Genomic DNA, 24260 nt, shown 5'->3' on the forward strand with positions numbered 1-24260 from the left:
GCCGGCGCCGTCCGTTCATGTCGGCAGCAGCACCGACGGCCCGCCGGCAGGTCACCCGGCGAGGTTCCCTTGATGGTAGCGACGGGAAGCGCATACAGGATCGCCGGAACGACAACGATTCGGTGCACACGCGTCCGGCCGCGCGACGGTCAGCGTTCGGGCTCGTCGTCCAGGTCGGGCAGGGTGATCGAGGAGGTGAAGAGGCTCGCGCGCTGCTCGGCCTCGGCGCTGCCGCTGAACAGCCCGACGGGCTCGGTGACCGGCCCGCCGCGCTTCGGCACCGGACGAGGCTCCTGCTCGACCATCTGCACCCGGTTGCGCGGGATCGCCGACGGGTTCTGCGCGAGAATCCACTCGACCATCTGCTCGCGCACGAGGCATCGGAGGTCGAAGAGGGTCGGTGCGTCCACCGCGGTGACGAGGATGCGGATGCGCACGTAGCCGCCGACGGCGTCCGTGACCTGTAGCACCTGTGCCCGGCCGTCCCAGAGGTCGGTGCGGTCGAGGATGCGCTCCAGCTCGGTCCGCATGACAGCGGGGCTGACCCACCAGTCGAGGTCGAACTCGACGGACCCGAGCAGCTCGCTCGTGTTCCGCGTCCAGTTCTGGAAGGGCGTGGAGGTGAAGTAGGTGGACGGAAGCACCATGCGGCGATCGTCCCAGATGCCGACGACGACGTAGGTGAGGGTGATCTCCTCGATCCGGCCCCACTCCCCCTCGACGATGACGACGTCATCGACCCGGATCGCATCGCTGAAGGCGAGCTGGATCCCGGCGAACACGTTCCCGAGGACGGACTGCGCCGCGAGGCCGGCGACGATGCTCACGACACCGGCGGAGGCCAGCACGCTCGCCCCGACGCCCTGGACGCCGGGGAAGGTCAGGAGGATCGACGCGACACCGACGATGACGACGACCGCGATCGCCAAGCGACGGACGAGTGCGAGCTGCGTCTGCATGCGGCGGGCGACCTTGTTGTTCGGGACGTCGATGCGGTACCGGGCCTGGCCGAGCCCGATGACGAAGGCGAGCAGCGCGGCGACCAGCCACGTCGCTGCGGCGATGACGGCGATCCGGAAGGTCTGGTCGATGAACCCACGGGCGGTCTCATCGGGAAGCGTCGCCGCGACCGCCGGCCACACGGCGACCAGGACCACGAGGGCCCGGAAGGGGTGCCTGGCACTCCCGGCGAGCGCACCCGGCCAGTCGCTCCGCCGCGCCGCCATCCGGAAGGAGACCGACACGATCACGATGACGACGAGCGCTGCGATCAGCGCGATCCCGGCCGCTGCGGCGACACCCCACCAGCTCTGCCAAACGAACATCCATGCCTCCTCGAGCCGGTCGTGCACTATGTGTTCCTCCGCCGACCGATGTCGCACGGTGCAAGCGTCCAGCGTAGGGGCGGGTGCATCCCGCGCTCGACCGCTTGCGCGGCCTGCCACGAACCTCTCAGGCCGAGTTCACGTGCCTGACCCACGTAAACTTCCCCCGGTCGCTGAGAGCCTCCCCCGGTCACTGAGCTTGTCGAAGTGCGCACGAGGCTGCCACATCACTTCGTGGTCAGAACGGCGCGGGATCCGGCTCGGTCCGATACTGCTTCCCGTCGGGTGTCGTCCACTCGAGCACCCCGCCCGGTCCGTGGTCGAGGTTCCATCCGGGGAGGTGCTTCATCCGATGGTGATGTCGACAGAGGCACGCGAGATTGCCGATATCCGTCGTCCCGCCGTCTTCCCAAGCGACCGAATGGTCGAGATCGCAGGCTCTGGCTCGTCTGCCGCAGCCTGGTGCGCGACAGGTGCCGTCCCGCAGCCGCACCGCGCGCTGCAGATCGGCCGGAACGCGGTACTGGTTGCGTCCGACGGAGAGGATCGCGCCGGTTTCGGGCTGGACGAGGATCCGGGTGAAGCTGGGTGCGTTCACCGCGATGGGTGCCGCGGTCTCCGGGTCGATCGGACCGTATCCGTCGAGCGTTGCCGGGGCATCGCTGACGCCGGCCATGCTCAATGCTGGGACCGTGATCTGCACGGTCGGCTTGATGTGTTCCTGAACCTCGATCGGGTGCGGCAGGACCGAGCTCGACATCACGTCTTCCGGCGTCACGCCGGTGAGTGCGAGCGCCGCCAGGGCGTCCGCTTGCAGTTGTCCGCAGGTGCGGGTGTCGCCGGCGTTGCGTGACTCCGCCGCGGCGGCTTCGACGCGCTCGAGGATGCCCTGCGCGATGGGCGCGGTGGTGAAGAGGTGCACTCACGCCATGCCGTCGGCGGCCGGTTCGAACTCGACGCGGCGGTCGGCTTCGGAGCGGACCGCTCGGGCGGTGATGGACTCGGGGTGGAGGCGCTCGCGCAGGACGCGGGCGCGCCTCCGCAGGTTTGCGTTGGTCAGCTGCTCCGCGGCCGGCAACACAGCCTCCAGGAATGCCGCCCGCCCCGCGGTCGGCACGTCACTGAGTTGGTCGATGATCGTCTGCGCGTGCCGCGCCGAGATGCGGCCGGCCTCGAGGGACGCCAGGACCGCCGGTGCTTCGTTGACGAGACATTCTGCGTCGTTCGTCGCCCGCTGGACCGTCCGCTCGGGCGTGCGCGTCGCCATCGCGAGGGCCGCGCAGGTCGACCGGCGCGAGAGCGCCTGCCGTTCCGCCGGCGGGAAGATCGCCGGAACCGTGACATCTGCGAAGGCGTCCGCGTAGGCGGCAGAACGGGCGAGCAGGCGGGCCTCCTCGGCGTCCAGAGCCGCACGCCGACGCTGAATGTCCGCGTAGTGATCCGAGAACTCCGCGAGACGCGCGGCGTAGTCGTCGCTTGCGCGGATCGCGGTGAGGGTGGTCTCGGTCATGGAACCAGTCCATCATGGACCACTGACATTCCAGATGGTGAGTCGTCTCGGATGTGAAAGTCTCCTCGAGTGCCCTTCGACAGGCTCAGGGACCGGATGGGTGTCGCTGGTCTTGGACGCTTCCTCGGGTGCCCTTCGACAAGCTCAGGGACCGGAGAGGGTCGCTCGGAGACCGGAATGAGTGCGGGTGCCCTTCGACAGGCTCAGGGACCGGATGGTTGTCGCTGGTCTTGGACGCTTTCTCGGGTGCCCTTCGACAAGCTCAGGGACCGGAGGGGGCTGCTCAGGGACCGCGATGGTTGCTCGGAGGCCCGAGGGTTCCGGGCGGACCATCCCCGGTCACTGAGCCTGTCGAAGTGCTCGCGAGAGGCCTCCCGGGCGCGGTGCCTCCGTCAGCGGTTCACCGAGAGGCCCGCCGCGGCCCCACTGCTCGCGCAGTCGGCCGAGAACCGATCAGCCCGGGAGGACCTCGTGCGGATACTCGGCCGACCGGTGCTGGAACTCGGTGACCGCTGGGTTGAGGATGACACCGTCCTGGATCTCGACGGCCCGCTGGACGGTCAGGCTGTCGACCCAGGCGGCCGGGCCGGCCAGGACGGTGGGCAGGAACGGCAGCAATGCCTCGCTGTTCTCCCAGCTGGACGAGTTCCACAGCAGCGACGGACTGTGGTCGACCGCGTAGTAGTTGATCTCCCCGGGCCCGACGGTGAACATCGGGTCGTCGAACCCGGTCGTGCGCGCCCACTCGAAGGCCATCCCCTCGTCGCAGGAGACGTCCACGATGAGGCTCCCGGGCCGGAACGCACCGAGGTCGTCCTCGCGGAGGTAGAGCAGTGGTGCGTTGGGGTCCTGCAGCGTGCAGTTGACGACGATGTCACTCTCGGCCAGGAACGGCGCGAGCGGGACGCGGCCCTCGTCGGTGATGACCTCGCTGAGGTACGGGCCGTCGTCGTGGTCGAACTGGATCATGCGGGCGGAGTGGATCGGTGCCGCGACCGCCGCGACCCGGCGGTTGGTGAGCACGCGCACGTCGTGGATCCCGTGGGCGTTGAGCGCGGTCACGGCACCTCGGGCGGTTGCGCCGAATCCGATGACCACCGCGGTCAGGCGACGGCCGTAGCTGCCGGTGGAGCCGCAGAGTTCCAACGCGTGGATGACCGAGCTGTAGCCGGCGAGCTCGTTGTTCTTGTGGAAGACGTGCAACCCGAAACTGCCGTCGGCGGCCCAATGGTTCATCGCCTCGAAGGCGATCAACGTGAGTCGTTTGTCGATCGCGAGCTGCGTCAGCGCGGCATCCTGGACGCAGTGCGGCCAGCCCCAGAGCGTCTGCCCGTCGCGGAGCTCCTGGACGTCCTCGAGCTGCGGTTTCGGCAGGAGGACCACGTCGGCCTGCGCGATGACCTCGGCGCGCGTCGCGAACGAGCGGACGTAGGGCGCGATCTCCTCGTCGGAGACGCCGAACCGGGCGCCGTATCCGTGCTCCACGACGATCCGAGACCGGAACTCCTCCGGGATGCGCTCGAAGTGCGCCGGGTGGATCGGCACGCGTCGTTCGTCGGGCTTCAGCGAGGTGCCGATCACCCCGAGGACGGCGTCGTGCTGCACGGTCGGTTCGGATGCTGCTGGCATGACTGCTCGTCCCGTTCACGGGAACCGAAGCGGCGCCGTGCCCCTGACCGTACAGGACGCGGGGCGCCGCCGACACGGGACAGGACGCTGCCGACGCCCGGAAACACGACAACCCCGCGCCGTGAGGTGCGGGGTTGTCGTTGCAGCTGGTGGACCCAAGGGGATTCGAACCCCTGACCCCCTCGATGCGAACGAGGTGCGCTACCGGACTGCGCCATGGGCCCAACTACTCGTCCAGGCTAGCAGAACCGGCGAGCCGTTTCGAACCGGCCGCGCTAGTCCTCGTAGGGGTTCGGGCCGTCGTCGACCGGCATGCTGCCGTCCTTCGGATTGGCGGCGATGAGGGCAGCGAGGTCGAGATCGCGGAACCAGCGGAGCCGCTGGCTCCGGGCACGGCGATAGTGCTCGTCGACGACCGGTTCGTCGAGTACCCGGTCGAGCTTCGCCTGGATGGCGCGCTCCAGGTCGCCCCATGCACGCTCACGAGCGGATTCCGCGATCGCCGCGACGAACTCCTCGTCCTTGCTCACCCGACGGAGTTCGGCGGCGAGCCCCGAGTACACCTCGCGGCGACGGGACAGGGCACTCAGGTCGCCCGCACGGTAGTCGTGCTGGTGACGCGCACTCCCCCGCCGCTGGAAGGCCGTCTGGCGTGCCTCCCGTGCGAGGTCCGCGTACTCCTCCTGCTCGTCCGCCATGCGCCCCAGCTCGCGCCGGACAGCCGCCTGCGTCGCCTCGGCGTCGTAGGACGCGCCGTCGCGGAGTGCTCGCTCGATGATCCAGTTCGTGACCTCGACCACGGTCCAGGACCGCGCGATGAGGAGGCCTTCCTCGACCGCGTGCTCGACCGGCGGCGGAGCCACCTCAGGGGGCGCGACGTAGGGCTTCATCGGCTTCCGCCGGCTCTTCCGCCACACGCCCATGGTCACCTTTCGCGTTCCAGGGCGTCGACGAGAACCGAGCGACGAACCCCCTCAACGAGTCTATCCGTCGCCGGTGACCGGTTCATGAACGACCGGACGGGCGCGGTCGGGACTCAGCCCGCGGCGCGGCGACGCTGCAACAGGGTGGATCCCCCTGCGGCGATCTCGCCCTCGTCGATGACACCCATCGAGGCGAAACGGCTCGGGGCCGGCTGCGGTTCGACGCGCTCGGGCTTCGGAGCGGCGACGGGCTCGGGACGACGGACGATCGTCGGTACGACCGGTGCGAGACGCTCGGCGCGGGAGGCGATGGCCTCCTGCATGGCCGCCTGGCGCAGGCGGTCGTAGGCGTCGGCCTTGGCCAGCTCGGCGGCAGCCGAGGAACCCTCGGAGAGGTGGAGCGGCTTCGGGATGGACGTCGGCGTCCAGGTCTGCGCCTGCGAGGCCGCCTTGACGGGCTCGTTGTATTCGAAGAGCGCTGACTCGACGCGCCTGGTGGTGACCGCGACCGCCGGTACCGGCGCGACGGCGCGGTGGGCGATGCGCGACATCCGGGAGAGGGCGGAGAGCGCGAGCAGACCGACGACCGTGGACGAGATACCGAGGACGAGGCCGCCACCCGCGAGGAACGCGGTCACGCCGGAGCAGAAGCCGATGATGGAGGCGACCAACACGGTGGTCGCGAGCAGCCTGGAGCGACGACGGCTTCGCGCGAGCTTCGCCGCTCGAGCGTTGCGCTGCACGGCACGGGCTGCGGCAGCGGCCGCACGACGAGCATCCTCCGCGGCACGGGCGGCGGCTTCGGCCTGCACCGCCCTGGCCTCCTCCTCGCGGCGGATCCGGTCGGCTTCGGCGAGTTCGACGCGGGCCGCGGCCTCGGCCGTCGCCTTCGTCCTGGCCTCGAGCTGCTTGAGGAGCTTGCGCTGCGCGGCGACCTCACGCGACGTCGCCTCGAGCCGGACGGCCTCCGGGACCTCAGCCGTCTCGGCGAGCACGCGGAGCGTCTGCTGCAGCCGGATCGCGTTGCGCTCGCTGGCGGAGAACTGACTGTCGCGCACCCACGACGGCACCAGGTACACCAGCCACAGCATCGCTGCGACCAGAATGATCACCCCACCGCTCAGGAATCCGCCGTCCATGTCCCTGACCGTAGCGGGTCGATGACCTGAGACCGATCAACAGGTGGGTGTGTCCCCGGATGGAGGGGGAAAACGGCTACCGGGTCAGCGGGTGGGGAACGGCGACGCGGCCGCGAGACGGTCGACCTCGGGGATCACGCACGCGTCTTTCGGGACCTGTCCGTCCAGCCACCGGTTCAGGACGCCGCCCGGGACTTCTTCGCGGACGAGACCGAAGCAGAAGTGGTCGCGCCAGTCGCCGTCGATGTGGATGAAGCGGCGTCGCAGTCCCTCATACCGGAACCCGAGTTTCTCGACGACCCGCAGGCTCGGAGCGTTCTCGGGCCTGATGCAGATCTCCAGCCGATGGAGCTGCAGGGCGGTGAAGCAGTGGTCGGTCGCGAGGGCGGTCGCGATCGGCGTGGCGCCGAGCCCCGCGAACCGCTGGGAGACCCAGTAACCGATCGACGCCGAGGCCAGCGAACCGTAGGTGATGCCGGAGACGTTGAGCTGCCCGGCGAACTCCCCGTCGACTTCGATGACGAACGGAAGGCCGGCACCCGAGCGCGCGTGGTTCTGCAGCGACCGGATCGCCGCACGGCTGTCGGCCGGGACCGGGCCGTAGGGGCTCGTCGCCTCCCAGCGGCGCAACCAGGCTCGGTTCTCCGCGAGCTCGCGCTCGAGCGGCCTCGCGTCACGGACCTTGATGGGCCGGATGCTCACTCGCCCACTGCTCAGAACGGGTACGACCTGCGCCACCGTGCCACCCCTCTCGCGTTCTGTGGTGAGCCTAGTGGAGCGCTCACCGATGCATCGACACGACCGCGCCCCGAGATCCGCTGCTGCGGACCCGGGGCGCGTCGTGTGTCGTCGGGTGGACTCAGTCGAGGTCCCCGGCGAAGCCCTTGAGCCACGGACGCAGCTCGGGACCGAGGTCTTCGCGATCGACCGCGAGCTGCACGATCGCCTTGATGTAGTCGAGGCGGTCGCCCGTGTCGTAGCGACGGCCACGGAAGATGACGCCGTAGACGCCGCCCGTGCCCTCGACGTCGGCCGCCATCTCCTGCAGCGCGTCGGTCAGCTGGATCTCGCCGCCCTTGCCCGGCTCGGTGCGCTCGAGGATCTCGAACACTTCGGGCTTCAGCACGTAGCGGCCGATGATGGCGAGGTTGGACGGGGCGTCCTCCTTCGCAGGCTTCTCGACGAGGCCGGTCACCCGGACGACGTCGGCGTCGTCGGTGGCCTCGACGGCCGCCGCGCCGTACATGTGGATCGAATCGGGGTCGACCTCCATGAGGGCGATGATCGTCGCGTTCCGCTTGTCCTGCTCGTCGAGCATGCGCTCGAGGAGGACGTCGCGGGCGTCGATCAGGTCGTCGCCGAGGAGCACGGCGAAGGGCTCGTGGCCGACGTGGCGCTTGGCCCGCAGGACGGCGTGGCCGAGCCCCTTCGGGTCTCCCTGGCGCAGGAAGTGGATGTCGGCGAGCTCACTCGACTCGTTGACCTTCTCGAGGCGCTGGGTGTCGCCCTTCTTCGCGAGGTTGAGCTCGAGCTCGGTCACGCGGTCGAAGTGGTTCGCGAGCGCGTTCTTGTTGCGGCCGATGATCATGAGCACATCGGCGAGCCCGGCGCTGACGGCCTCCTCGACGACGTACTGGATGGCCGGCTTGTCGACGACGGGGAGCATCTCCTTCGGCAGGGCCTTCGTCGCCGGAAGGAACCGGGTGCCGAGACCTGCTGCGGGGATGACTGCTTTGGTAACACGAGTGGTCATGAGGGAAAACCTATCGTGTGGAGTCGGTGAAGTAGCCGAATACCCCCTCGATCGAGGGTGAAATCCCCTGAACCCCTGGACGAGGCGGCGGATGTCGGGTAGGACGTCGGGCAACGAGCCGGGCGCGACGACGAGCCGTTTAGAATGGGTCGCATGACGAGCCCCGCCGAACACGAGAAACGAGCGCTGCGCGCCGAGCTCCGTGAGCGGCGGGAGCTGCTCACCTCCCTGGAGAAGGAGCGCTCGACCACCGGCCTGACGGACAACCTCCGCGCCCTCGTCTCCCGCTTCGGGGCGAGCTCCATCGCCTGCTACCTCTCCTCGCCGAGCGAGCCCGACACCCGGCCCTTCCTCCAGTGGGCGCAGGAGGCGGGCATCCGCATCCTGTTCCCCATCACCCGCACCGACGGGCTCCTCGACTGGACGATCGGCGAAGAGGGCATCGAGACGGTGGGCTTCGCCGGCACCCCCGAGGTCGTGGGTACCACCCTCGGTCCCATCGCGATCAACGACGTCGACCTCATCCTCGTCCCCGCCGCCGCCGTCGACGCCCACGGCATGCGCATGGGCTGGGGTCGCGGGTACTTCGACAAGACGCTCGGCTCGATGGAGCGCTGCCCTCCCGTCTACGCCGTGCTGTACGACACCGAGATCCTCGACGAGGTCCCGAGCGAGATCCACGACGAACCCGTCGGCGGTGCCGTGACCCCGAGCCGCATCCTCGACTTCGACCAGGTCCGACCGCGCCGCTGAGCGCGCCGACCCACCACATCCCAGGAGACCCCGTGCCCACCTACGCCTACCGCTGCACCGAGTGCGGCAACGCCTTCGACGTCCAGCAGTCCTTCACCGACGACTCCCTCACCGAGTGCCCTGCGTGCTCCGGCAAGCTGCGCAAGCTGTTCAGCGCGGTCGGTGTCACGTTCAACGGCTCCGGCTTCTACCGCACGGACTCCCGCGCCGGTGCCGGCAAGGGCTCGAGCTCCATCCCGGCCTCCTCGAAGTCCTCGGAGGGGTCGTCGAGCTCGTCCTCCTCGGACACCAAGGGCGGATCCTCCTCCTCGGGCGGCTCCTCTAGCTCCGGCTCCGGCTCCAGCGCCACACCGGCCTCCGCCGGGAGCGCCACGTCCTGAGCCGGTAGCGTAGCCAGGGTCCTGCCCATCCCCGATCCTCAGGGAGACCCCATGCTCAAAGGCTTCAAGGAGTTCATCCTCCGCGGCAACGTGATCGACCTGGCCGTGGCCGTCGTGATCGGGGCCGCGTTCACCGCCATCGTCAACTCGCTCGTCGAGAACATCTTCAACCCGCTGCTCGGGGCGCTCTTCAAGGCGGAAAGCTTGAAGGACGCCTTCATCGTCGAAATCCCGACGCTCGCCGGCGCGACTGCGAAGCTCCAGTTCGGTGCGTTCCTCGGTGCGGCGATCCAGTTCATCCTCATTGCCGCCGTCGTCTACTTCGTCATCGTGCTGCCGATGAACCACTTCAAGCGCGTGACCACCAAGCCGACCGTCGCCGACGAGCCGGCAGCACCGAGTGAGCTGTCGCTCCTCACCGAGATCCGCGACGTCCTGAAGACGGGCACGAGCGCTCCGCTGCCGCCCGCACGCGACGACACGACCGACGGCCGCTAGTCCGGCTCGTTCAGCAACACCGACGTCCCGTGCCGCTCACCAGTGGGGCGGGACGTTGCGTTGCAGCTCGTCGTCGTTGCCACCGCCGCCAGCGGGTTTGGCTGTGCCACCCCAGGCGGCGTCGGTGTCCTCCGCCGCCTTGACGGGATCGGCCGGCAGCTGCGGCGCGGGATCCGTCCCGGGAGCACCGGGCCGGATCGCCCGCCTCGATCCTCGGGGACGGACGATCCGTGGCTCCTGATCGTCCTGCATGATCAGTGTCCGACCATCAGTGGCGTGGGACCTGCACGGCGATCGGCGCGGTGTCGAGGTGCTCGGTGGTGTTGAGCCCGAGGACGCCTGCCACGCGCTGCGCGACCGCCTCGGCGTCGGCGAAGAGGTCGAAGCTGTGGACACGGACGTAGTGCCAGCCGAGGCGGCGCAGGACGTCGGGCCGGAGCCGCAGCGACTCCCGGAGGCTCGCGTCACCCAGTTCCTCGTCGCACTCGACGACGACGGCTCGGCCACCCCACGAGGCGACCAGGGCGAGCTTGCCGCGGTAGCCCATGTCGACCCGCATCCCGAGCGTCTCCAGGCGCGTCGCGAGGTCGACGAGCATCGGCTCAGCCTCGTGCGTCGCCTGATCCTCGGAGGCGCGTCGCGACGTGTCCGTGAGGATGCGTGCGAGCGCGAGGATGCCGTGCTGGATCCGGTTCTGGTCGAGGTCCTCGGGGCGGACGCACGAGACGATCACCATGGACCGCCGTGCGCGCGTCATGCCGACCGCGAGCAGCCGGTCGCCGCCGGGCTGACCCAGCGCGCCGAAGTCGGACAGGACCCGTCCGTGCGGTGTGAGGCCGTACCCGATCGAGAAGATGACGCGGTCGCGGCTCTCGGCCACGGACTGCTCGAGCGTCAGGACGGTGAACGGTTCAGCCCGCTCGCGCAGGAGGAAGTCGGAGAGGTCGGCACGACGGGAGAACGCTGCGAGGACCGCCTGCTGGACCCGGACCGCGTGCTTGTCGCTCGCGGTCACGACCATCAGGGATTCCTTCGGTCGGTTCGAGGCGTGCTCGAGGACGAGTTCCACGACCCGTTCGACCTCGACGTCGACACTCTCCACCGCTCCGGTGACCGGGTCGGGCATGCCGAGCCCGCCGGGCACGTAGTCGAGGCTCAGGCTGCCGTGGCCCAGGAACGAACCCGCCCAGGGCAGGGAGTCGATCTGGCCACCGTAGAACCGCTCGTTGACGAGTTCTGCGAGGTCCTCGCCTCCCGCGCGGTAGGAGCGCGTGAGCATGAGGGTCGGCAGGACGGAGCTCAGCTGTTCGAGCGCGGACTCACGGTGCAGCTCGGCGATGTCGGCGTGCTGCTCGGGCGTCGCCTCCTGATCCGTCAGACGGATCTCGAAGGGCGAAGGACTCTGCGTGACGGGGTCACCGAAGGCGACGACCTGACGCGCACGACGGATGGCGTCCACGTTCTCGGCGAGGAGCGTCGCCCCCGCGTCGACGAGGAAGACGGCGTCGAAGGACGCGCTCTCGGGGATGCGAGGCACCTCGTACGGCGAGACGAGCCAGACCGGAGCGAGGACGCGCGACAGGGTGGGTGCCGCCTGCTCGAGCTCAGCCGCTCGGAGCGGTCGATCGCGCTTGAGGAGCGAACGGAGCGCCATGCCTTCCGTGGCGTGGTCGACGAGCCCGATCTTCCAGGTGTCGGCCAGCAGCGAGGCGAGGAGCTGCCCGGAGGCGGAGGCGTGCGCCTCGTCCACCAGCCGGAAGTCGGACTCGAGACGCTCGACGACGCTCGTGTTGGCGCCGAGCAGACCGCGATCCTCGGTGAGCACGAGTTCGAGCATCGACTGCCACCAGGCGAGTTCGAGCTCGTCGGCGAGGCGCGTCCGCGGCACGTGCCGCTGGGACAGGTCGACGATGAGCTCGCCGAGACCCTGCTCGCGCAGGCCGGCGAGGATCGCGGTGCGCTCCTGGAGGTTGTGGAGGACCTCCGACTCGGCGGCGAGTTCGGAGATCGTACGGACGAGACTCGGGATCGCGAGGCGTCCGAGGCGGTCCGGGGTGTCGGCGATGCCGAGCGGCTGGTCGACCAGCTCGAGCTTCGCGGCGACCGTCTGGTACGCCTGCTCGACGTCCGCGATGCCGAGCGGCACCTCGGGCGGCGCACCGGTCGTCACATAGCGCTGCCACAGGGTGCGCTGCTGCTGGATCCGACGGAGGGCGGCGTTCATGTCGGGCACGTGTGCGCCGGGCCGCAGGTACTCCTTGGCCAGGGCCTTCAGTCGCCGACGGCTCGCCGACGACATCGCGGCGGAGTCCTTCCGCGGGCTCGTGGCGACGATGAGGTCGGCGAGCGACCGGTCGAAGACGTCGGGCTGGAAGCGGTCGAGCGTCTCACGGATGTCCGCGAGGAGTCGCAGGTAGATGCCCAGCTCGTCGATGGACTCGAACGGCCGCATCTGCGTCTGCCCGATGAGGCCGTACGCACGCTCCAGCAACTGCGGCAGGTCCTTGCGGTGCAGGCGTTTGGCGAGGTCGTGGGTCTCCTGGGCTTCCGCGGTCGTGTCGAACGACGCGCCGTACCAGGGCGAGTCGCCCGGTCCGTAGCGGAACTCACCGAGTGCGGCCGCGCCTTCGAGCGCCTCCGCCGCGCGGGAGCGGCCCGCTGCGAGCCCGACGAGCGTCTGGCGGTCGAGCCGGACGAGGGTTCCCGGAGGGTGCGGCAGCTTGGAGAGCTTCGAGAGCGCTTCGAGCGCGTCGATGACCGAGACCCGCAGATCGGGGTCCTTCGCCTGCAGCGAGGTGCGGTAGTCGATGAGGACCCGACGCAGCCGGACGAGCGCGTCGTCGACCTCGCCGACCTGCGGCGGGATCGCGCGCTCGTTGCGCGTGATCGCCTGGATGAGGTCGCGGCGGAGGGTCGACGGCGACGCGCACAGACCGGGCAGACCGACCTTGGTCAGGCGGTGGCGGATGCCCTCGAGCGTGGAGCGGCGGGGGCTGACGACGAGGACGCGCTTGTGCTGCGACGCGAGCACGCCGATCGCGTTCACGATGGTCTGCGTGCCGCCCGTGCCCGGAAGCGTCGTGACGACGAGCGAGTTGCCGGCACCGATCTGCGCGATGACGTTCTCCTGCTCGACGTCCGCGTCGAGCAGGAGGGTGTCGGTCGACGGCGGGCGGTCGTCCTGGCCCGGCGCGTCGACGGGCGTGAAGCTGCTGCGGACGAGGCCGACCGCACCCTCGTCGCCGGCGACGGCGTCGAGGATCGGGTGGTCGAGCTTGGCGGCGTCGTCGAGCAGGGAGTGACCGACGGCGGCGAACGAGGAGACGAGCAGACGCGGCTGGACGGTGAACCACTCGAGCCCGGCGGCGAGCGAGCGGAGGCGGTCGATGACGGGCTGCGGCTTGAAGACCCCACCCGATTCGCTCAGCGCGACGAACTCGTCAGGATCGAGGACGATGCCGAACTGCTCGCGGAGGGCGCGGACGAGTTCCGGGTTCGCGGTCGTGGCGCCGCGCAGCTTGACCTCGTAGTCGCGACCGTACCGGCGGATGGCCAGCGGCCGGAGCAGGACCGGCGCGCTGAAGTCCTCACCCTGATGCGTCCACTGGGCGAGACCGACGGCGAGGTGGACGGCGTCGATGCCGCGGACGGTGGAGAGCTCGATGCCCTTCGTCGTGATGCGGTCGGCGGCGCGCTTCGCACCGCGGAGCGCGATCTCGTCGCGGATGAGGTTCGACAGCAGCGTCGACTTGCCCGAGATGAACTGCGGCAGACCACCGGGATGCGTCGAGCTGAGCTCCACCCGGGTCGTCGGGGCGTCCACGAAATGGAGCAGCGGCGAGGGGCCGCCGACCGTGCTGAGCTGCTGACGCCAGGCGTGCAGCGCCGTGTCGACCACGCCTGCCGATGCCGCCACGGGACCCTCGCGGAGTTGCGCCTCCGCTGCTTCCCGTTCGACTCCGGACGTCACGTCGCCGTCATCCCGTCTCTTCTCTAGCCGCCACACACTTGCACCATACGTGCCCGGTAGTGGAAACACCGGGAAGCGGTGCGGTTTTTCGCCGAGTCCGCCGAGGAAATGTGCGACGCGCGGGTCGTCCGACGGTCAGGAGACGCCGAGGAGGCCGGAGAGCACCATCACCGCGGTGCCGCGCAGGACGATGTCGGCGCCCTGCTCGCTCATCCGGATCTGCACGCCGCCGTGGAACTCGGTCATCGTGCGCGCCCGCACGGTCTCGATCGCCGCGTCGAGGAGCACGCCGGCGAGCAACTCCTCCGGGCCGCTCACCACGATCTCCGAGAGGTTCAGCGCACCGACGATCGCGGCGAGCGAGACACCGAGGCGCTCCCCCGCGGCGCGGAGGATCTCCTCGCGACGCTGCTCGACCTCAGCGGCGGGAAGATCGCTCGCCTCGGCCGCCGCGAGGAGCTCACGCAGGTGCGGCACGGCGAGCCAGGCCTCGAGACACCCCCGCTTCCCGCAGGCGCACAGCGGCCCGCCGTCGGTGCCGACGACCACGTGGCCGATCTCACCGGCGGCGAACCGGCTCCCGAAGAGCGGGTGGCCGCCCACGAGCAGCCCCGCCCCGACGCCGTTCCCGACGCTCACGAGCATGAGGTCGCCGTCCGCCCCACCGAAGCTGTACTCCGCGAGCACCGCGGCATTGGCGTCGTTCGCGACGAGGACCGGCACCTGGGCGACCTGCTCGATCGCGCCCTGGAGGTCGACGTCGGTCCAGCCGAGGTTCGGGGCGCTGCGGACCGTGCCGGTCATGTCGACGACGCCGGGCGAACCGACCCCGATGCCGAGCACCTCGACCGTCGCCTCCTCGACGAGGTCTGCGGCGAGCGCGACGGCCTTCGCTATCGCGTCGACCCCCGTGGCACCGTCGAGCGGCACCTCGAGCATCGTCACGACCTCACCGTCGAGGGTCAGCACAGCACCTCTGAACACCTCGGTGTCGGAGAGGTCGAGGCCGACGATCTGGAACTCGTCGCGGTTGATGTCGATGAGCGTGGCGGGCTTGCCCGGGCGAGAGGTCTCGCGGAGGCCGACCTCGACGATGAGGTTGTCCGCGATGAGCGAGGCGACGAGGTCGGAGATACTCACCCGGGTCAGGCCGGTGGCTCGGGCGATGTCGGCGCGACTCATGGCACCGCTGGCGAAGAGGGTCTGGAGGACGAGCGCCCGGTTATGACCACGGGCGTGTTCCGGCAGGACCTTCGCGTTCGGCCGCAGCCGCCGCGCCGGAGTGTAGGAGAAGGATTCGATCCGCTCCGACGCGATCCCGCCGCTGCTTCCGAATCCACCAGCACTCATGGGATAAGTAAAGCAGGCTGCGCCTCATCGTGCGGCACCGCGATGTCACCCGATGGTCACCGACACGTCGCCCGCCGGGCACCGCTGCGACCCGTACGACGCGGAGCATCATGGGTGTGAGGATCGCAATAGTGACCGAGTCGTTCCTGCCGCAGATGAACGGCGTCACCCACTCCCTGCTCCGCATCATGGAGCACTTCGCGGACCGAGGGGACGAGGTGCTCGTCATCGCCCCCGGCGCCGGAGCCTCGACGCCGCGGCTCCACGAGGGCTTCCGGGTGGACGGCGTGCCGTCGATCCCGCTCCCCCGCTACCGGAACGTGCGGGTCGCCGCCGGCGGGGTCGGCCGGATCACGGAGCTCCTCCGCGGCTTCCGCCCCGACGTGGTGCACCTGGCCTCGCCGTTCGTCCTCGGCTGGCGCGGTGTCCAGGCCGCCGAGCGCCTGGGCGTCCCGACCGTCGCCGTGTACCAGACCGACATCCCGGCCTACGCCGGACGGTACGGGTTCCCGGTCGCCGAAGCGTTGCTGTGGCAGCACGTCGAGCGCCTCCACGGCCGGTCGACGCTCACGCTCGCGCCGTCACGGCAGTCGATCGCTCAGCTGGAGGCGCACGCCATCCCGCGGGTCCGCCTGTGGGTGCGCGGCGTCGATGCCGTGCGGTTCTCCCCGGAGCGGCGCAGCGAGGCCTGGCGTCGTTCCGTCGCTCCCGGCGGCGAACGGATCGTGGGCTACGTCGGTCGACTCGCGGCCGAGAAGCAGGTCGAGGACCTCGCGGTGCTCGGCGGAATCCCGGGCGTGAAGCTCGTCATCGTCGGCGAGGGGCCGCTGCGCGCCTCGCTCGAACAGCGACTCCCGAACGCGGTCTTCACCGGATTCCTGGGCGGCGAGGAGCTGGCGGTCGCGATGGCGGGGCTGGACGTGTTCGTCCACCCCGGCGAGTCGGAGACCTTCTGCCAGACCATCCAGGAGGCGATGGCCTCCGGGGTACCCGTGGTCGCGACCGGTCGAGGTGGGCCGGTCGACCTCGTCGACTCCAGCCGCACCGGGTGGCTCTACGAACCCGGCAGGCTCGAACAGCTGCGCGGGTTCGTCCAGGACCTCGTTGGCGACGAGGTGAAGCGGGCGGCGTTCGGTGCCGCAGCTCGGGCAGGCGTCCTGCCGCGCAGTTGGAAGAGCGTCAGCAGCGCCCTGATCGGGCACTACAGCGACGCCATCGAGTTGCACGAGGGCGCTCGGGCACGACGGAGCGGTCTCGACCCGCGTGTTCAGGCGCCTCGGGTCACTCGCCCGGGTACCGGACGCCGATCTGGCGCCTGACCTCGTCGAGGGTCTCCATGATCGCGACCGTCTCGGCGAGCGGCATGATGCCGCCGGAGAGCCGGCCCTCGGAGGCGAGCCGTTCGAGCTCCCACGCCTGGAAGTGCATCCCACGGCCGTCCACTTCGGAGCGGTAGGTCTCCACGACCTCGCCGTCGGTGCCGAACACCCGGAAGGTCGTCGCCGTGTACCAGACGCGGTCGAACTCGATCCAGCCGTCGGTGCCGACGATGGCCGCGCGGTTCGGGCCGACGGTGTTGCTCGCCGACAGGGTGTTCGCCACCTGGCCGTCCGCGTAGCCGAAGAGGGTCGCGACCTGCATGTCCGCCCCCGTGTCGCGGAGCGCGGCCGTGGCCTGGATCGTCGTCGGGGTCCCGAAGACGGACGACGCGAAGGAGACCGGGTACACGCCGAGGTCGAGCAGCGCGCCGCCGCCCAGCTCGAGGTTGTTCATGCGGTGCTCCGGGTCGTCCGAGAGCAGCTGGGTGTGATCGGCGACGAGGCTGCGCGGCTGTCCGATGACACCGTCGGCAAGCAGCTCGCGGAGCCGGACCATGTGCGGGAGGAACCGGGTCCACATCGCCTCGAGGACGACCAGGCCGCGCTCCGCGGCGAGCGCCACGACCGCCTGCGCCTCGGCGGCGTTGAGGGTGAAGGGCTTCTCGATGAGGACGTGCTTCCCGGCGTCGAGCGCCAGCACCGCCTGCTCGGCGTGGAACGGGTGCGGGGTCGCGATGTAGATCACGTCGACCTCGGGGTCGGCGGCGAGCGCCTCGTACCCCACGTGGACGTTCGGGATGTCGAACTCGGCGGCGAACGCGGCGGCGGTCTCGGCGGAGCGCGAGGCGACGGCCCGGACGTCGAAGCCGTGCCGTCGGAGGTCGGCGGTGAAGCTCTTCGCGACGCCGGCGGGGCCGAGGATGCCCCATCGCAAGCCGGTGGACGGGCCTGCCGCTGGGGTTCCCGTTCCGGTCCGGTCGATGTCGTGCTCCGTCATGGCTCTCCTTCGATGCGCGTTCCAGCAGCCTACTGGAGGGCCTCCTGCGCTCGGGATTTCGGGGTTAGCCCTGCTCGGGCTCGCGGCGCCTCGCCGTAGGCTGAGGGTTCGACCGAGCCCCGCCGACCGCGCTGAGGGCCTGGTCCATCCTGGGGGGATGCGTTGTGGGGCCGAAGGAATCGACCGGACGTCGTCGTGCGCTGTCGCACGCCCGGAACCTCGCGATCGGCGTCGTCGGTCTCCTCGCCCTGAGCGGTTGCGTCTCGGAGCCGGCCCCGCCTCCGGTGACGGTCGTCGTCACCCAGCAGCCGGACCCGTCACCCTCGGTCGCCCCGGTGCCCACCTCCACTGCGCGCGACGCCCTGCCACCTGAACCGGCGCCGATCGTGCCGAACGCGCCGGCGGAACCGGCGGAACCGCTTCCGGAGGGCCCCGCGTTCGACCTCGGGCCGCGGGACGGAGCGCTCGGCCCGGTCGTCACGGATGCCGATGGCAACCCGCTCACCTACACGGTGGTCGCCGGCGACGTGTTCTTCGACATCGCACAGCGCTTCGACCTGCCGCAGCAGCAGTTGCTCCGCATGAACCCGTCGATCCCCGGCCTCGGACTCGACATCTACATCGGCGACATCGTCAACCTCGACTGGACGACCACGCGTTGAGCCTCGGTGCCCGCCGATGTCAGCCGAACGGGATGGTGCCGACGAGCACGCCGACGACCAGCATCACGAGTGAGACGATCGCGGCGCGCCACAGGACCTTCTTGTGGTGGTCGCCGAGGTTCACGCTGGCGAGCGAGACGAGCAGGAGGATGGCCGGCACGAGCGGGCTCTGCAGGTGGACCGGCTGACCGGTGATCGACGCGCGCGCCATCTCGACCGGTTCGATGCCGAAGGTCGATGCGCTCTCGGCCAGCACCGGCAGGATGCCGAAGTAGAACGCGTCGTTGCTCATGAAGAACGTCATCGGGATGCTGAGCACCCCGGTGATGACCGCGAGGAACGGCCCGAGCTCCGTCGGGATGATGTCGACGATCCAGTCGGCCATCGCGGTGACCATGCCGGTCCCGTTGAGGACACCGATCAGCACGCCGGCCGCGAGCACCATCGAGACGACCCCGACGATGCTCGGCGCGTGGGCGACGATCTCCTTGGACTGCTGCGCGAGCCTCGGGAAGTTCACCAGGAGGGCGATGGCGGTTCCGACCATGAACACGTAGGGCAACGGGACGAGGTCGAGCACGAGCAACGTCATGACCGCGACCGTGAGCACGAGGTTCACCCAGATGAGTCGCGGGCGCAGGGTGTCGCGCTCGGGGTCGAGCATCGTGTCTGCCATGGCCGTGTCGTCGGGGCGGACGAGGGTCGCGAGGCGCCCACGGGCACTGGTCGAGAAGGTCGTCGACATGCCACCGGTGAGCGGGTGGTCGGCGGGCCCGGAACCCGAAGCCGGTGCTGCGACGCCGGAGGCACCATCGCCGAGGAGGTCGACGCCCGCGAGGCGCTTGCGCTCCCCCAGCCCCAGGAACCAGGCGAAGGCGAACACGAGGACGAGGCCGGCGGCGAGCGACGGCAGCATCGGGACGAAGATCTCGGTGGGCGAGACGCCCAGGGCCGAGGCGGCGCGGACGGTCGGCCCACCCCACGGGACGATGTTGAGCGTGCCGTTCGCGAGCCCGGCGACGCAGGTGAGGACGACCGGGTTCATGCCGAGCCGCAGGTAGATCGGCAGCATCGCGGCGGTCGTCACGATGAAGGTCGTCGACCCGTCGCCGTCGAGTGACACCGCGCCCGCCAGGAGGGCCGTACCGACGACGATCTTCGCCGGGTCGTTGCCCAGCGCACGGACGATGAACCGCACGAGCGGGTCGAAGAGCCCGACGTCGATCATGATCCCGAAGTACATGATCGCGAACATCAACAGGGCGGCGGTCGGAGCGAGGCTGCCGATCGCCTCGATGACCATGTCGCCGAGCCCGAGTCCGGCGCCGGCGAACAGCCCGAAGACCGTGGGGACGATGATGAGCGCCACCATCGGGGTGAGGCGCTTCGTCATGATCAGCACCATGAAGGTGAGGATCATCGCGAATCCGAGAATGACCAGCATGTCGACTCCTTCGTCTGCGTGCACTGCGGTGTGCACGACGGGACGCCGCGCGGCGACACGGGCGATGGACCGAGCGCGGCGGGCGTTCCCGGAACCGTACGGGAGTGGCGTGGAGCTGTCTCGCTTGTGGGCGTTCGGCTCGGATCTGCGGGTTACACCTCCTTCTGCGCATTCTGCTCATCACGCGGTCGACGCCGCCCGTCGCCCCGGCGACGTACGATCAGAGCCATGATCGGCGAGGAAGCGGAGCTGCCAGGTCGGCGACGGGGCGGGCGCTCCAGCTTCGCGGCGCAGGTGCTCGTGCTGCAGCTGGTCGTCGTCATCGCGGTCGTCGCCGTGTGCACTGGCGTGTTCGCCTGGATGAGCAGCGAGCGCCTCGTGCACGAAGCCCAGTCCACCGCCCTCGCGATCGCCCAGAGTGTCGCGAGCGATCCCGACGTCCGCACCGCCGTGACGCTCGAGGCACGTACCCCGGGGACGCCGACGGCGGCCGACCTCCGGACCGGTCCCCTGCAGGAGCTCGGCACGGAGGTCGGCACACGGACCGGGGCGCTCTTCGTGGTCATCACCGACGAGCGCGGGATCCGTCTGGCGCACCCCGATCCCGACCAGCTCGGGCTCCGGGTGAGCACCAGTGCGGAGGCGGCCCTGGCCGGGACGGAGTCGGTCTCGTGGGAGACCGGCACCCTCGGCCCGTCCGCGCGCGCGAAGGTGCCCGTCTTCGCCGCAGAGTCCTCCGACACCGGTGGGGCCGTGGTCTCGTCCGGCGCCGGCGAGGTCGTCGGCGAGATCAGCGTCGGGTTCGCCCCGCAGCGCGTGTTCGCCGACGTCGTGGGAGAGACCATGCTGGTCGCGGGCGCAGCGCTGCTCGCGCTGACGATCGGCCTGATCGCTTCGATGCTCACCCGGCGGCGGCTGCGGCGGCTGACCCTCGGCCTCGGACCGGAGGAACTCGCCGCGCTCGTGCAGAACCAGGCTGCGGTCCTCGGCGGCGTCGGCGAAGGCGTCCTCGGTGTCTCGCCGGAGGGTGTCGTGACGGTGTGCACCGATCAGGCGGCCAGGCTCCTCGACATCGGGTCGGTCGTCGGGCGCCGGTTCGACGACCTCGACCTGCCCGAGCGACTGGTGGACCTCGTCGCGGACGACTCCGCGACCCCGACCTCGGCCCAGCTCGTCGTCGGGTCCCGCGTCCTGTTCGTCGACGTCCGGCCCGTGTCCCGGGACGGCGTCGACCTCGGGCGGGTGGTCGTCGTCCGCGACCGCACCGACGTCGAGGCGCTCACCCGGCGGCTCGACGCGGTCGCGACGATGACGACCGCCCTCCGCGCGCAGCGGCACGAGTTCGCGAACCGGTTGCACGCGATCTCCGGCCTCCTCGAGACCGGGCAGGACGCCGAGGCCCGCGAGTATCTCGCCAATGTGCTCGACCACGGACCGCTGAAGTACCCCGTTCAACACGCGGACCGCCTCACCGAGCCCTACCTCCAGGCCTTCCTCGGCGCGAAGGGCGTCGAAGCCTCGGAACGCGGGGTGCTGGTCACCATCGGCTCCGAGACCCTCGTCACCGGCTCCCTGTGCGATCCTGAGGACGTGACCACCGTCCTCGGCAACCTGCTCGACAATGCGGTGAACGCGGCCGTCGCGGGCCGGGTCCGACCGGCCTGGGTGGAGGTCGAGGTCCTCGACCACGGCACCGAGCTGCACTGCTCCGTGATGGACTCAGGTGACGGCGTCGCGGCGACCGGCCAGGACGACGCTCCACCCGCTGCCCCGACCATCGGCCACGGCGACCTGGACGACGTCCACGGCCACGGGTTCGGTCTGCCCCTCTCACGCGACATCGCCCGTCGTCGAGGCGGGGACGTCTGGTTGGCCTCCCCCGGCGTCCGTGGCGAACACGGAGCGGTCTTCTGTGCGCGGCTCCCCGGGACGGTCGAGCCGGCGCCGTCCATGGCGGGAGACGGATGATGGCGGCCGACCTCACCGTGCTGGTCGTCGACGACGACTTCCACGTCGCCCGCCTGCACTGCCGGATCGTCGACGAGGTCGACGGGTTCCGTGCGCTCAGTCCTGCCGGGTCGGCAGCCGAGGCCGCGCGGAGCATCGCCGCCGAGCCACCCGACCTCGTGCTCCTCGACGGCTACCTTCCGGATCGGAACGGGCTCGAGCTCCTGGTGGACCTCCCGATCGACACCATCGTCGTCTCCGCAGCGTCTGATGGTGCGTCCGTGCGCCGAGCGCTTCGTGCCGGAGCCCTCGGGTACCTGGTGAAACCGTTCCCGCCACAGGTACTCCAGGACCGGCTCGCCGCCTACGCCCGGTTCCGGAACGTCCTCGGCGAGGCGGTGAACGCCGACCAGGAGACGATCGAGCGCGCCCTGCGCATCCTGCACTCCGGCGACGCCGGGGCGACGACCCGGTCGAGGTCCGCGACGGAGACGGCCGTCCTCGAAGCGGTGTCGGAGGCGGACGGAGAGCGCTCGGCCGCCGAAGTGGCCGAGCTGGTCGGCGTCTCACGCGCGACGGCGCAACGGTACCTCTCCGCGCTGGCAGCACGAGGTCTCCTGACGACGCAGCTGCGGTACGGGACCACCGGGCGTCCAGAGCATCGATACGCGCCGCCAGGCGTCAGCCGCTGAGGCGTCCACACGCCGTCGGCTGGGCGATCCCCCCACGACATCGCCCAGCCCGGCACGTGAACCAACTCTTCGCCGATGGAACGCGGAATGCCCCCGCACACCGTGATCCATCCGTCGTCGCACGACGATCAGCAAAGTGAGTTAATCACCCGATTGAGTTTAGGGTGACCTCACGGCGCATGCGTCAGGGCTACCCCCTAACGTGCACCCGACCGCTCAGGCGTCCTGCGCGTCGAAGGCGGCGTCGAGGACGGCGAGCACCTCGGCCTGGCGGTCCGCGACGATGACCGCCGCGATGAGGATCCGCCACATCGTGTCGACCGCGTTGAGAAGGTCCGTCCGGCCGGCCAGCAGGTTCGAGATGAGCTGCGTCCCGGTGAAGAACGCGACGAAGGACCTCGCCAGTTCCGCCGGCTCGAGCGGAGACCGCAATTCACCGAGCTCGATCGAGGCCTGCACCCGCTCCTCGACGCTCGCGATCCACTGCTCGTGGAACGCGGTCGTCGGCGCCTGGATGACGCCCTGCTCGAGGGACAGCCGCAGGCCGGCACGGGTGATCGGGTCGGTGAGCAGTTGCTCGGTGATGAGGCGGGAGGCCTGGACCAGCCCACCGAACGGCGAGGGCGCGGTGGTCGGCGCGGTCAGCGCAGCGATCGAGCGTGTGCTCTGCTCGTTGATGACGGCGATCGCCAGTTCCTCTTTCGAGGGGAAGTAGAAGTAGAGCGAACCCTGCGTCGTCCCCGCCTCGCGGGCGATGTCCGAGAGGCTCGCCTGTCCGTAGCCGACCCGGTCGAACATGCGGGCGGCACCTTCGACGACGGTCTGGCGTCGTTCATGACCTCGTTGCTGCTGTGGTCGTCGTTCGGGCATGTGCGTTTCCTGCTTCTGTCATCCCCCGATTCAGGGATAAGCGTACCCACTCCGAGCTGAGAAGACGGTGTCGAACGCGGCAGAAATTCGGAACAAGTCGACCGACTTGATCGGGAGAAGATCCCGGTCGGGTCGCAAAAGGGCGCATCGAGGGTGTCATCACCGACCGAGACCGAGCGGACTCACTCGCGTCGGGTGACCAGGGCGAACCGCTCGCGGAGCTCAGGCGCGTCGGCGAACGGCCGCCAGCACAGGCCGTCGCCCTCCCGCATCGCGGCCACCGGACGGAGGGCGACGAGTCGCTCACCGAAGCGCAGGGCATCGAGGAACAGGGTGTCGTTCCCCGCGTCGATCGTCAGCGAGCGCGGGTACCAGCCGCGAGCCGCGAGTGCGCCGGCCAGCCACGCCGAGTACGCCGGGTCCTTGCCGGGCTCGGGACGGAGCAGCTCCTGGTCGGCGAGATCGGACCACTCGATGACGTCCTTCGCCGACAGCGGGTGCGCCGCGCGCATGACCACGCCGAGCGGCAGCGCAGCGATCTCCTCGGCGGCGAGTCCGTCCGGCAGATCGATCGGCAGACGCACGATGGTGGCGTCGAGACGACCCGTCGTGACGAGGTGCAGCTGCTCGACCGGTTCGATCGCGACGGCGACCGCTGGGACGTCGATGCGGCGGCCGGCCTCGGAGACGACCGCGTCCCACGTCGTCGGCGGACGGCCGACCCGGATGTGCCGAGCCGGTGACGCTGGATCCATGTCGGCGACGACGTCGATGAAGGTGCGGACCTTCAACAGGAAGCGCTGCCCCTCGCGCGTCGGTCGGTACTCCTCCCCCAGGACGCTGAACAGCTCGACCCCGAGGGCGGCCTCGAGCCGCCGCAGCTGCTGCGCGAGACTCGGCTGTGCGACCCCAAGCACGTTCGCAGCGGCACCGAGCGTCCGAGCATCCGCCACGACCACGGCCGACCGCAGCTGACGAAGGGTGATGGCGTCGCGTTCGAGTTGGCGGTGGAGGTCGTGCGTCATGCTTCGAGCCTACGGCGTGCTCGCAGCCCTACCCGACATGCGAGGCCGTGCTCGCGTGGACAGCCGAACCTCCG

General features: G+C 70.1%; 21 protein-coding genes, 1 tRNA gene and 1 pseudogene. 7 read left to right on the forward strand and 16 right to left on the reverse strand.

All coding sequences use genetic code 11. The annotated features are described in order from the left end of the window. Positions 1–149: 149 nt before the first annotated feature. The 9 genes and pseudogenes from ITJ62_RS11265 to galU all read right to left on the reverse strand — a co-directional run bounded on the left by ITJ62_RS11265 (position 150) and on the right by galU (position 8279). Entirely contained in the window at positions 150–1325 is a 1176-nt protein-coding gene (locus tag ITJ62_RS11265; protein ID WP_194602012.1) for a mechanosensitive ion channel family protein, read from the reverse strand. A gap of 238 nt (positions 1326–1563) precedes the next feature. Next, on the reverse strand, positions 1564–1818 hold the full coding sequence (locus ITJ62_RS19030) for an HNH endonuclease signature motif containing protein (RefSeq protein WP_370581907.1): 255 nt from the start codon (positions 1816–1818) through the stop codon (positions 1564–1566). Beyond that, a pseudogene (locus ITJ62_RS19035) lies at positions 1816–2835 on the reverse strand (DUF222 domain-containing protein); the annotation flags it as partial. The pseudogene ITJ62_RS19035 and the gene ITJ62_RS19030, both read right to left, overlap by 3 nt. A 453-nt stretch (positions 2836–3288) precedes the next feature. Further along, a complete protein-coding gene (locus tag ITJ62_RS11280) occupies positions 3289–4464 on the reverse strand; it encodes a N(5)-(carboxyethyl)ornithine synthase (protein ID WP_194602021.1) in 1176 nt (391 codons plus the stop codon). A 147-nt stretch (positions 4465–4611) separates the two neighbouring features. After that, positions 4612–4688 (reverse strand) — tRNA-Ala (locus ITJ62_RS11285). Positions 4689–4739: 51 nt separating this feature from the next. After that, the gene (locus ITJ62_RS11290) at positions 4740–5387 is read right to left on the reverse strand and encodes a hypothetical protein (RefSeq protein WP_079705398.1); all 648 of its coding nucleotides are present in this window, start codon (positions 5385–5387) and stop codon (positions 4740–4742) included. A 113-nt stretch (positions 5388–5500) separates the two neighbouring features. Beyond that, the gene (locus tag ITJ62_RS11295; RefSeq protein ID WP_194602024.1) at positions 5501–6526 is read right to left on the reverse strand and encodes a hypothetical protein; all 1026 of its coding nucleotides are present in this window, start codon (positions 6524–6526) and stop codon (positions 5501–5503) included. 84 nt (positions 6527–6610) lie between these two features. Next, the gene (locus tag ITJ62_RS11300; protein ID WP_194602027.1) at positions 6611–7264 is read right to left on the reverse strand and encodes a GNAT family N-acetyltransferase; all 654 of its coding nucleotides are present in this window, start codon (positions 7262–7264) and stop codon (positions 6611–6613) included. Between the two features lie 121 nt (positions 7265–7385). Then, positions 7386–8279 (reverse strand): UTP--glucose-1-phosphate uridylyltransferase GalU, encoded by an 894-nt coding sequence (gene galU, locus ITJ62_RS11305; RefSeq protein ID WP_191940703.1) that lies wholly within the window; start codon positions 8277–8279, stop codon positions 7386–7388. 153 nt (positions 8280–8432) lie between these two features. Here galU and ITJ62_RS11310 point away from each other — a divergent pair, with 153 nt between their 5' ends. The 3 genes from ITJ62_RS11310 to mscL are packed head-to-tail and all read left to right on the forward strand — an operon-like array spanning position 8433 to position 9910. Further along, positions 8433–9032 carry a 5-formyltetrahydrofolate cyclo-ligase gene (locus ITJ62_RS11310; protein ID WP_064296593.1) on the forward strand — a complete coding sequence of 200 codons (600 nt, stop codon included), beginning with the start codon at positions 8433–8435 and terminating at the stop codon, positions 9030–9032. A gap of 32 nt (positions 9033–9064) precedes the next feature. Continuing rightward, positions 9065–9412: an FmdB family zinc ribbon protein gene (locus tag ITJ62_RS11315; RefSeq protein WP_194602030.1), complete on the forward strand. Its 348-nt coding sequence runs from the start codon at positions 9065–9067 to the stop codon at positions 9410–9412. Positions 9413–9463: 51 nt separating this feature from the next. Beyond that, positions 9464–9910 carry a large conductance mechanosensitive channel protein MscL gene (mscL, locus tag ITJ62_RS11320; protein WP_194602033.1) on the forward strand — a complete coding sequence of 149 codons (447 nt, stop codon included), beginning with the start codon at positions 9464–9466 and terminating at the stop codon, positions 9908–9910. A 36-nt stretch (positions 9911–9946) separates the two neighbouring features. Here mscL and ITJ62_RS11325 read toward each other — a convergent pair whose 3' ends face one another. From ITJ62_RS11325 to ITJ62_RS11335, 3 genes are all read right to left on the reverse strand, one after another. Beyond that, positions 9947–10162: a hypothetical protein gene (locus ITJ62_RS11325; protein ID WP_079705393.1), complete on the reverse strand. Its 216-nt coding sequence runs from the start codon at positions 10160–10162 to the stop codon at positions 9947–9949. A 16-nt stretch (positions 10163–10178) separates the two neighbouring features. After that, a complete protein-coding gene (locus ITJ62_RS11330) occupies positions 10179–13880 on the reverse strand; it encodes an AAA family ATPase (protein WP_228498165.1) in 3702 nt (1233 codons plus the stop codon). A gap of 135 nt (positions 13881–14015) precedes the next feature. Next, positions 14016–15230 carry an ROK family transcriptional regulator gene (locus ITJ62_RS11335; protein ID WP_194602039.1) on the reverse strand — a complete coding sequence of 405 codons (1215 nt, stop codon included), beginning with the start codon at positions 15228–15230 and terminating at the stop codon, positions 14016–14018. A gap of 116 nt (positions 15231–15346) precedes the next feature. Here ITJ62_RS11335 and ITJ62_RS11340 point away from each other — a divergent pair, with 116 nt between their 5' ends. After that, positions 15347–16549, forward strand: a complete 1203-nt coding sequence (locus tag ITJ62_RS11340; RefSeq protein WP_370581899.1) for a glycosyltransferase family 4 protein — start codon at positions 15347–15349, stop codon at positions 16547–16549. Here the strand turns inward: ITJ62_RS11340 and ITJ62_RS11345 are convergent. After that, positions 16512–17546 carry a Gfo/Idh/MocA family protein gene (locus ITJ62_RS11345; protein ID WP_194602042.1) on the reverse strand — a complete coding sequence of 345 codons (1035 nt, stop codon included), beginning with the start codon at positions 17544–17546 and terminating at the stop codon, positions 16512–16514. The genes ITJ62_RS11340 and ITJ62_RS11345 overlap by 38 nt on opposite strands. A gap of 164 nt (positions 17547–17710) precedes the next feature. Here ITJ62_RS11345 and ITJ62_RS19335 point away from each other — a divergent pair, with 164 nt between their 5' ends. Then, positions 17711–18208: a LysM peptidoglycan-binding domain-containing protein gene (locus tag ITJ62_RS19335; RefSeq protein ID WP_168223414.1), complete on the forward strand. Its 498-nt coding sequence runs from the start codon at positions 17711–17713 to the stop codon at positions 18206–18208. 19 nt (positions 18209–18227) lie between these two features. Here ITJ62_RS19335 and ITJ62_RS11355 read toward each other — a convergent pair whose 3' ends face one another. Next, entirely contained in the window at positions 18228–19652 is a 1425-nt protein-coding gene (locus ITJ62_RS11355) for a CitMHS family transporter (protein ID WP_137242074.1), read from the reverse strand. 228 nt (positions 19653–19880) lie between these two features. Between ITJ62_RS11355 and ITJ62_RS11360 the strand changes: the two genes are divergently transcribed. After that, positions 19881–21620: an ATP-binding protein gene (locus ITJ62_RS11360; protein ID WP_194602045.1), complete on the forward strand. Its 1740-nt coding sequence runs from the start codon at positions 19881–19883 to the stop codon at positions 21618–21620. After that, a complete protein-coding gene (locus ITJ62_RS11365) occupies positions 21620–22291 on the forward strand; it encodes a response regulator (protein ID WP_194602049.1) in 672 nt (223 codons plus the stop codon). Before ITJ62_RS11360 ends, ITJ62_RS11365 begins: the two co-directional genes overlap by 1 nt. Before the next feature lie 216 nt (positions 22292–22507). Here ITJ62_RS11365 and ITJ62_RS11370 read toward each other — a convergent pair whose 3' ends face one another. Together ITJ62_RS11370 and ITJ62_RS11375 are read right to left on the reverse strand one after the other, a co-directional pair. Continuing rightward, positions 22508–23161 (reverse strand): ScbR family autoregulator-binding transcription factor, encoded by a 654-nt coding sequence (locus ITJ62_RS11370; RefSeq protein ID WP_137242079.1) that lies wholly within the window; start codon positions 23159–23161, stop codon positions 22508–22510. 182 nt (positions 23162–23343) lie between these two features. Further along, positions 23344–24186 carry a LysR family transcriptional regulator gene (locus ITJ62_RS11375; protein WP_194602052.1) on the reverse strand — a complete coding sequence of 281 codons (843 nt, stop codon included), beginning with the start codon at positions 24184–24186 and terminating at the stop codon, positions 23344–23346. Positions 24187–24260 lie beyond the last annotated feature (74 nt).

Source organism: Plantibacter sp. VKM Ac-2876, from assembly GCF_015350715.1.
GTDB lineage: Bacteria > Actinomycetota > Actinomycetes > Actinomycetales > Microbacteriaceae > Plantibacter > Plantibacter auratus.

Excerpts from the sequence above, each read along its gene's own strand:
- ITJ62_RS11265 (WP_194602012.1), bottom strand. The coding sequence starts at position 1,325 with ATGTTCGTTTGGCAGAGCTGGTGGGGTGTCGCCGCAGCGGCCGGGATC.
- ITJ62_RS11280 (WP_194602021.1), bottom strand. The coding sequence starts at position 4,464 with ATGCCAGCAGCATCCGAACCGACCGTGCAGCACGACGCCGTCCTCGGG.
- ITJ62_RS11290 (WP_079705398.1), bottom strand. The coding sequence starts at position 5,387 with ATGGGCGTGTGGCGGAAGAGCCGGCGGAAGCCGATGAAGCCCTACGTC.
- ITJ62_RS11295 (WP_194602024.1), bottom strand. The coding sequence starts at position 6,526 with ATGGACGGCGGATTCCTGAGCGGTGGGGTGATCATTCTGGTCGCAGCG.
- galU (WP_191940703.1), bottom strand. The coding sequence starts at position 8,279 with ATGACCACTCGTGTTACCAAAGCAGTCATCCCCGCAGCAGGTCTCGGC.
- ITJ62_RS11310 (WP_064296593.1), top strand. The coding sequence starts at position 8,433 with ATGACGAGCCCCGCCGAACACGAGAAACGAGCGCTGCGCGCCGAGCTC.
- mscL (WP_194602033.1), top strand. The coding sequence starts at position 9,464 with ATGCTCAAAGGCTTCAAGGAGTTCATCCTCCGCGGCAACGTGATCGAC.
- ITJ62_RS11325 (WP_079705393.1), bottom strand. The coding sequence starts at position 10,162 with ATGCAGGACGATCAGGAGCCACGGATCGTCCGTCCCCGAGGATCGAGG.
- ITJ62_RS11335 (WP_194602039.1), bottom strand. The coding sequence starts at position 15,230 with ATGAGTGCTGGTGGATTCGGAAGCAGCGGCGGGATCGCGTCGGAGCGG.
- ITJ62_RS11345 (WP_194602042.1), bottom strand. The coding sequence starts at position 17,546 with ATGACGGAGCACGACATCGACCGGACCGGAACGGGAACCCCAGCGGCA.
- ITJ62_RS11355 (WP_137242074.1), bottom strand. The coding sequence starts at position 19,652 with ATGCTGGTCATTCTCGGATTCGCGATGATCCTCACCTTCATGGTGCTG.
- ITJ62_RS11360 (WP_194602045.1), top strand. The coding sequence starts at position 19,881 with ATGATCGGCGAGGAAGCGGAGCTGCCAGGTCGGCGACGGGGCGGGCGC.
- ITJ62_RS11365 (WP_194602049.1), top strand. The coding sequence starts at position 21,620 with ATGGCGGCCGACCTCACCGTGCTGGTCGTCGACGACGACTTCCACGTC.
- ITJ62_RS11370 (WP_137242079.1), bottom strand. The coding sequence starts at position 23,161 with ATGCCCGAACGACGACCACAGCAGCAACGAGGTCATGAACGACGCCAG.
- ITJ62_RS11375 (WP_194602052.1), bottom strand. The coding sequence starts at position 24,186 with ATGACGCACGACCTCCACCGCCAACTCGAACGCGACGCCATCACCCTT.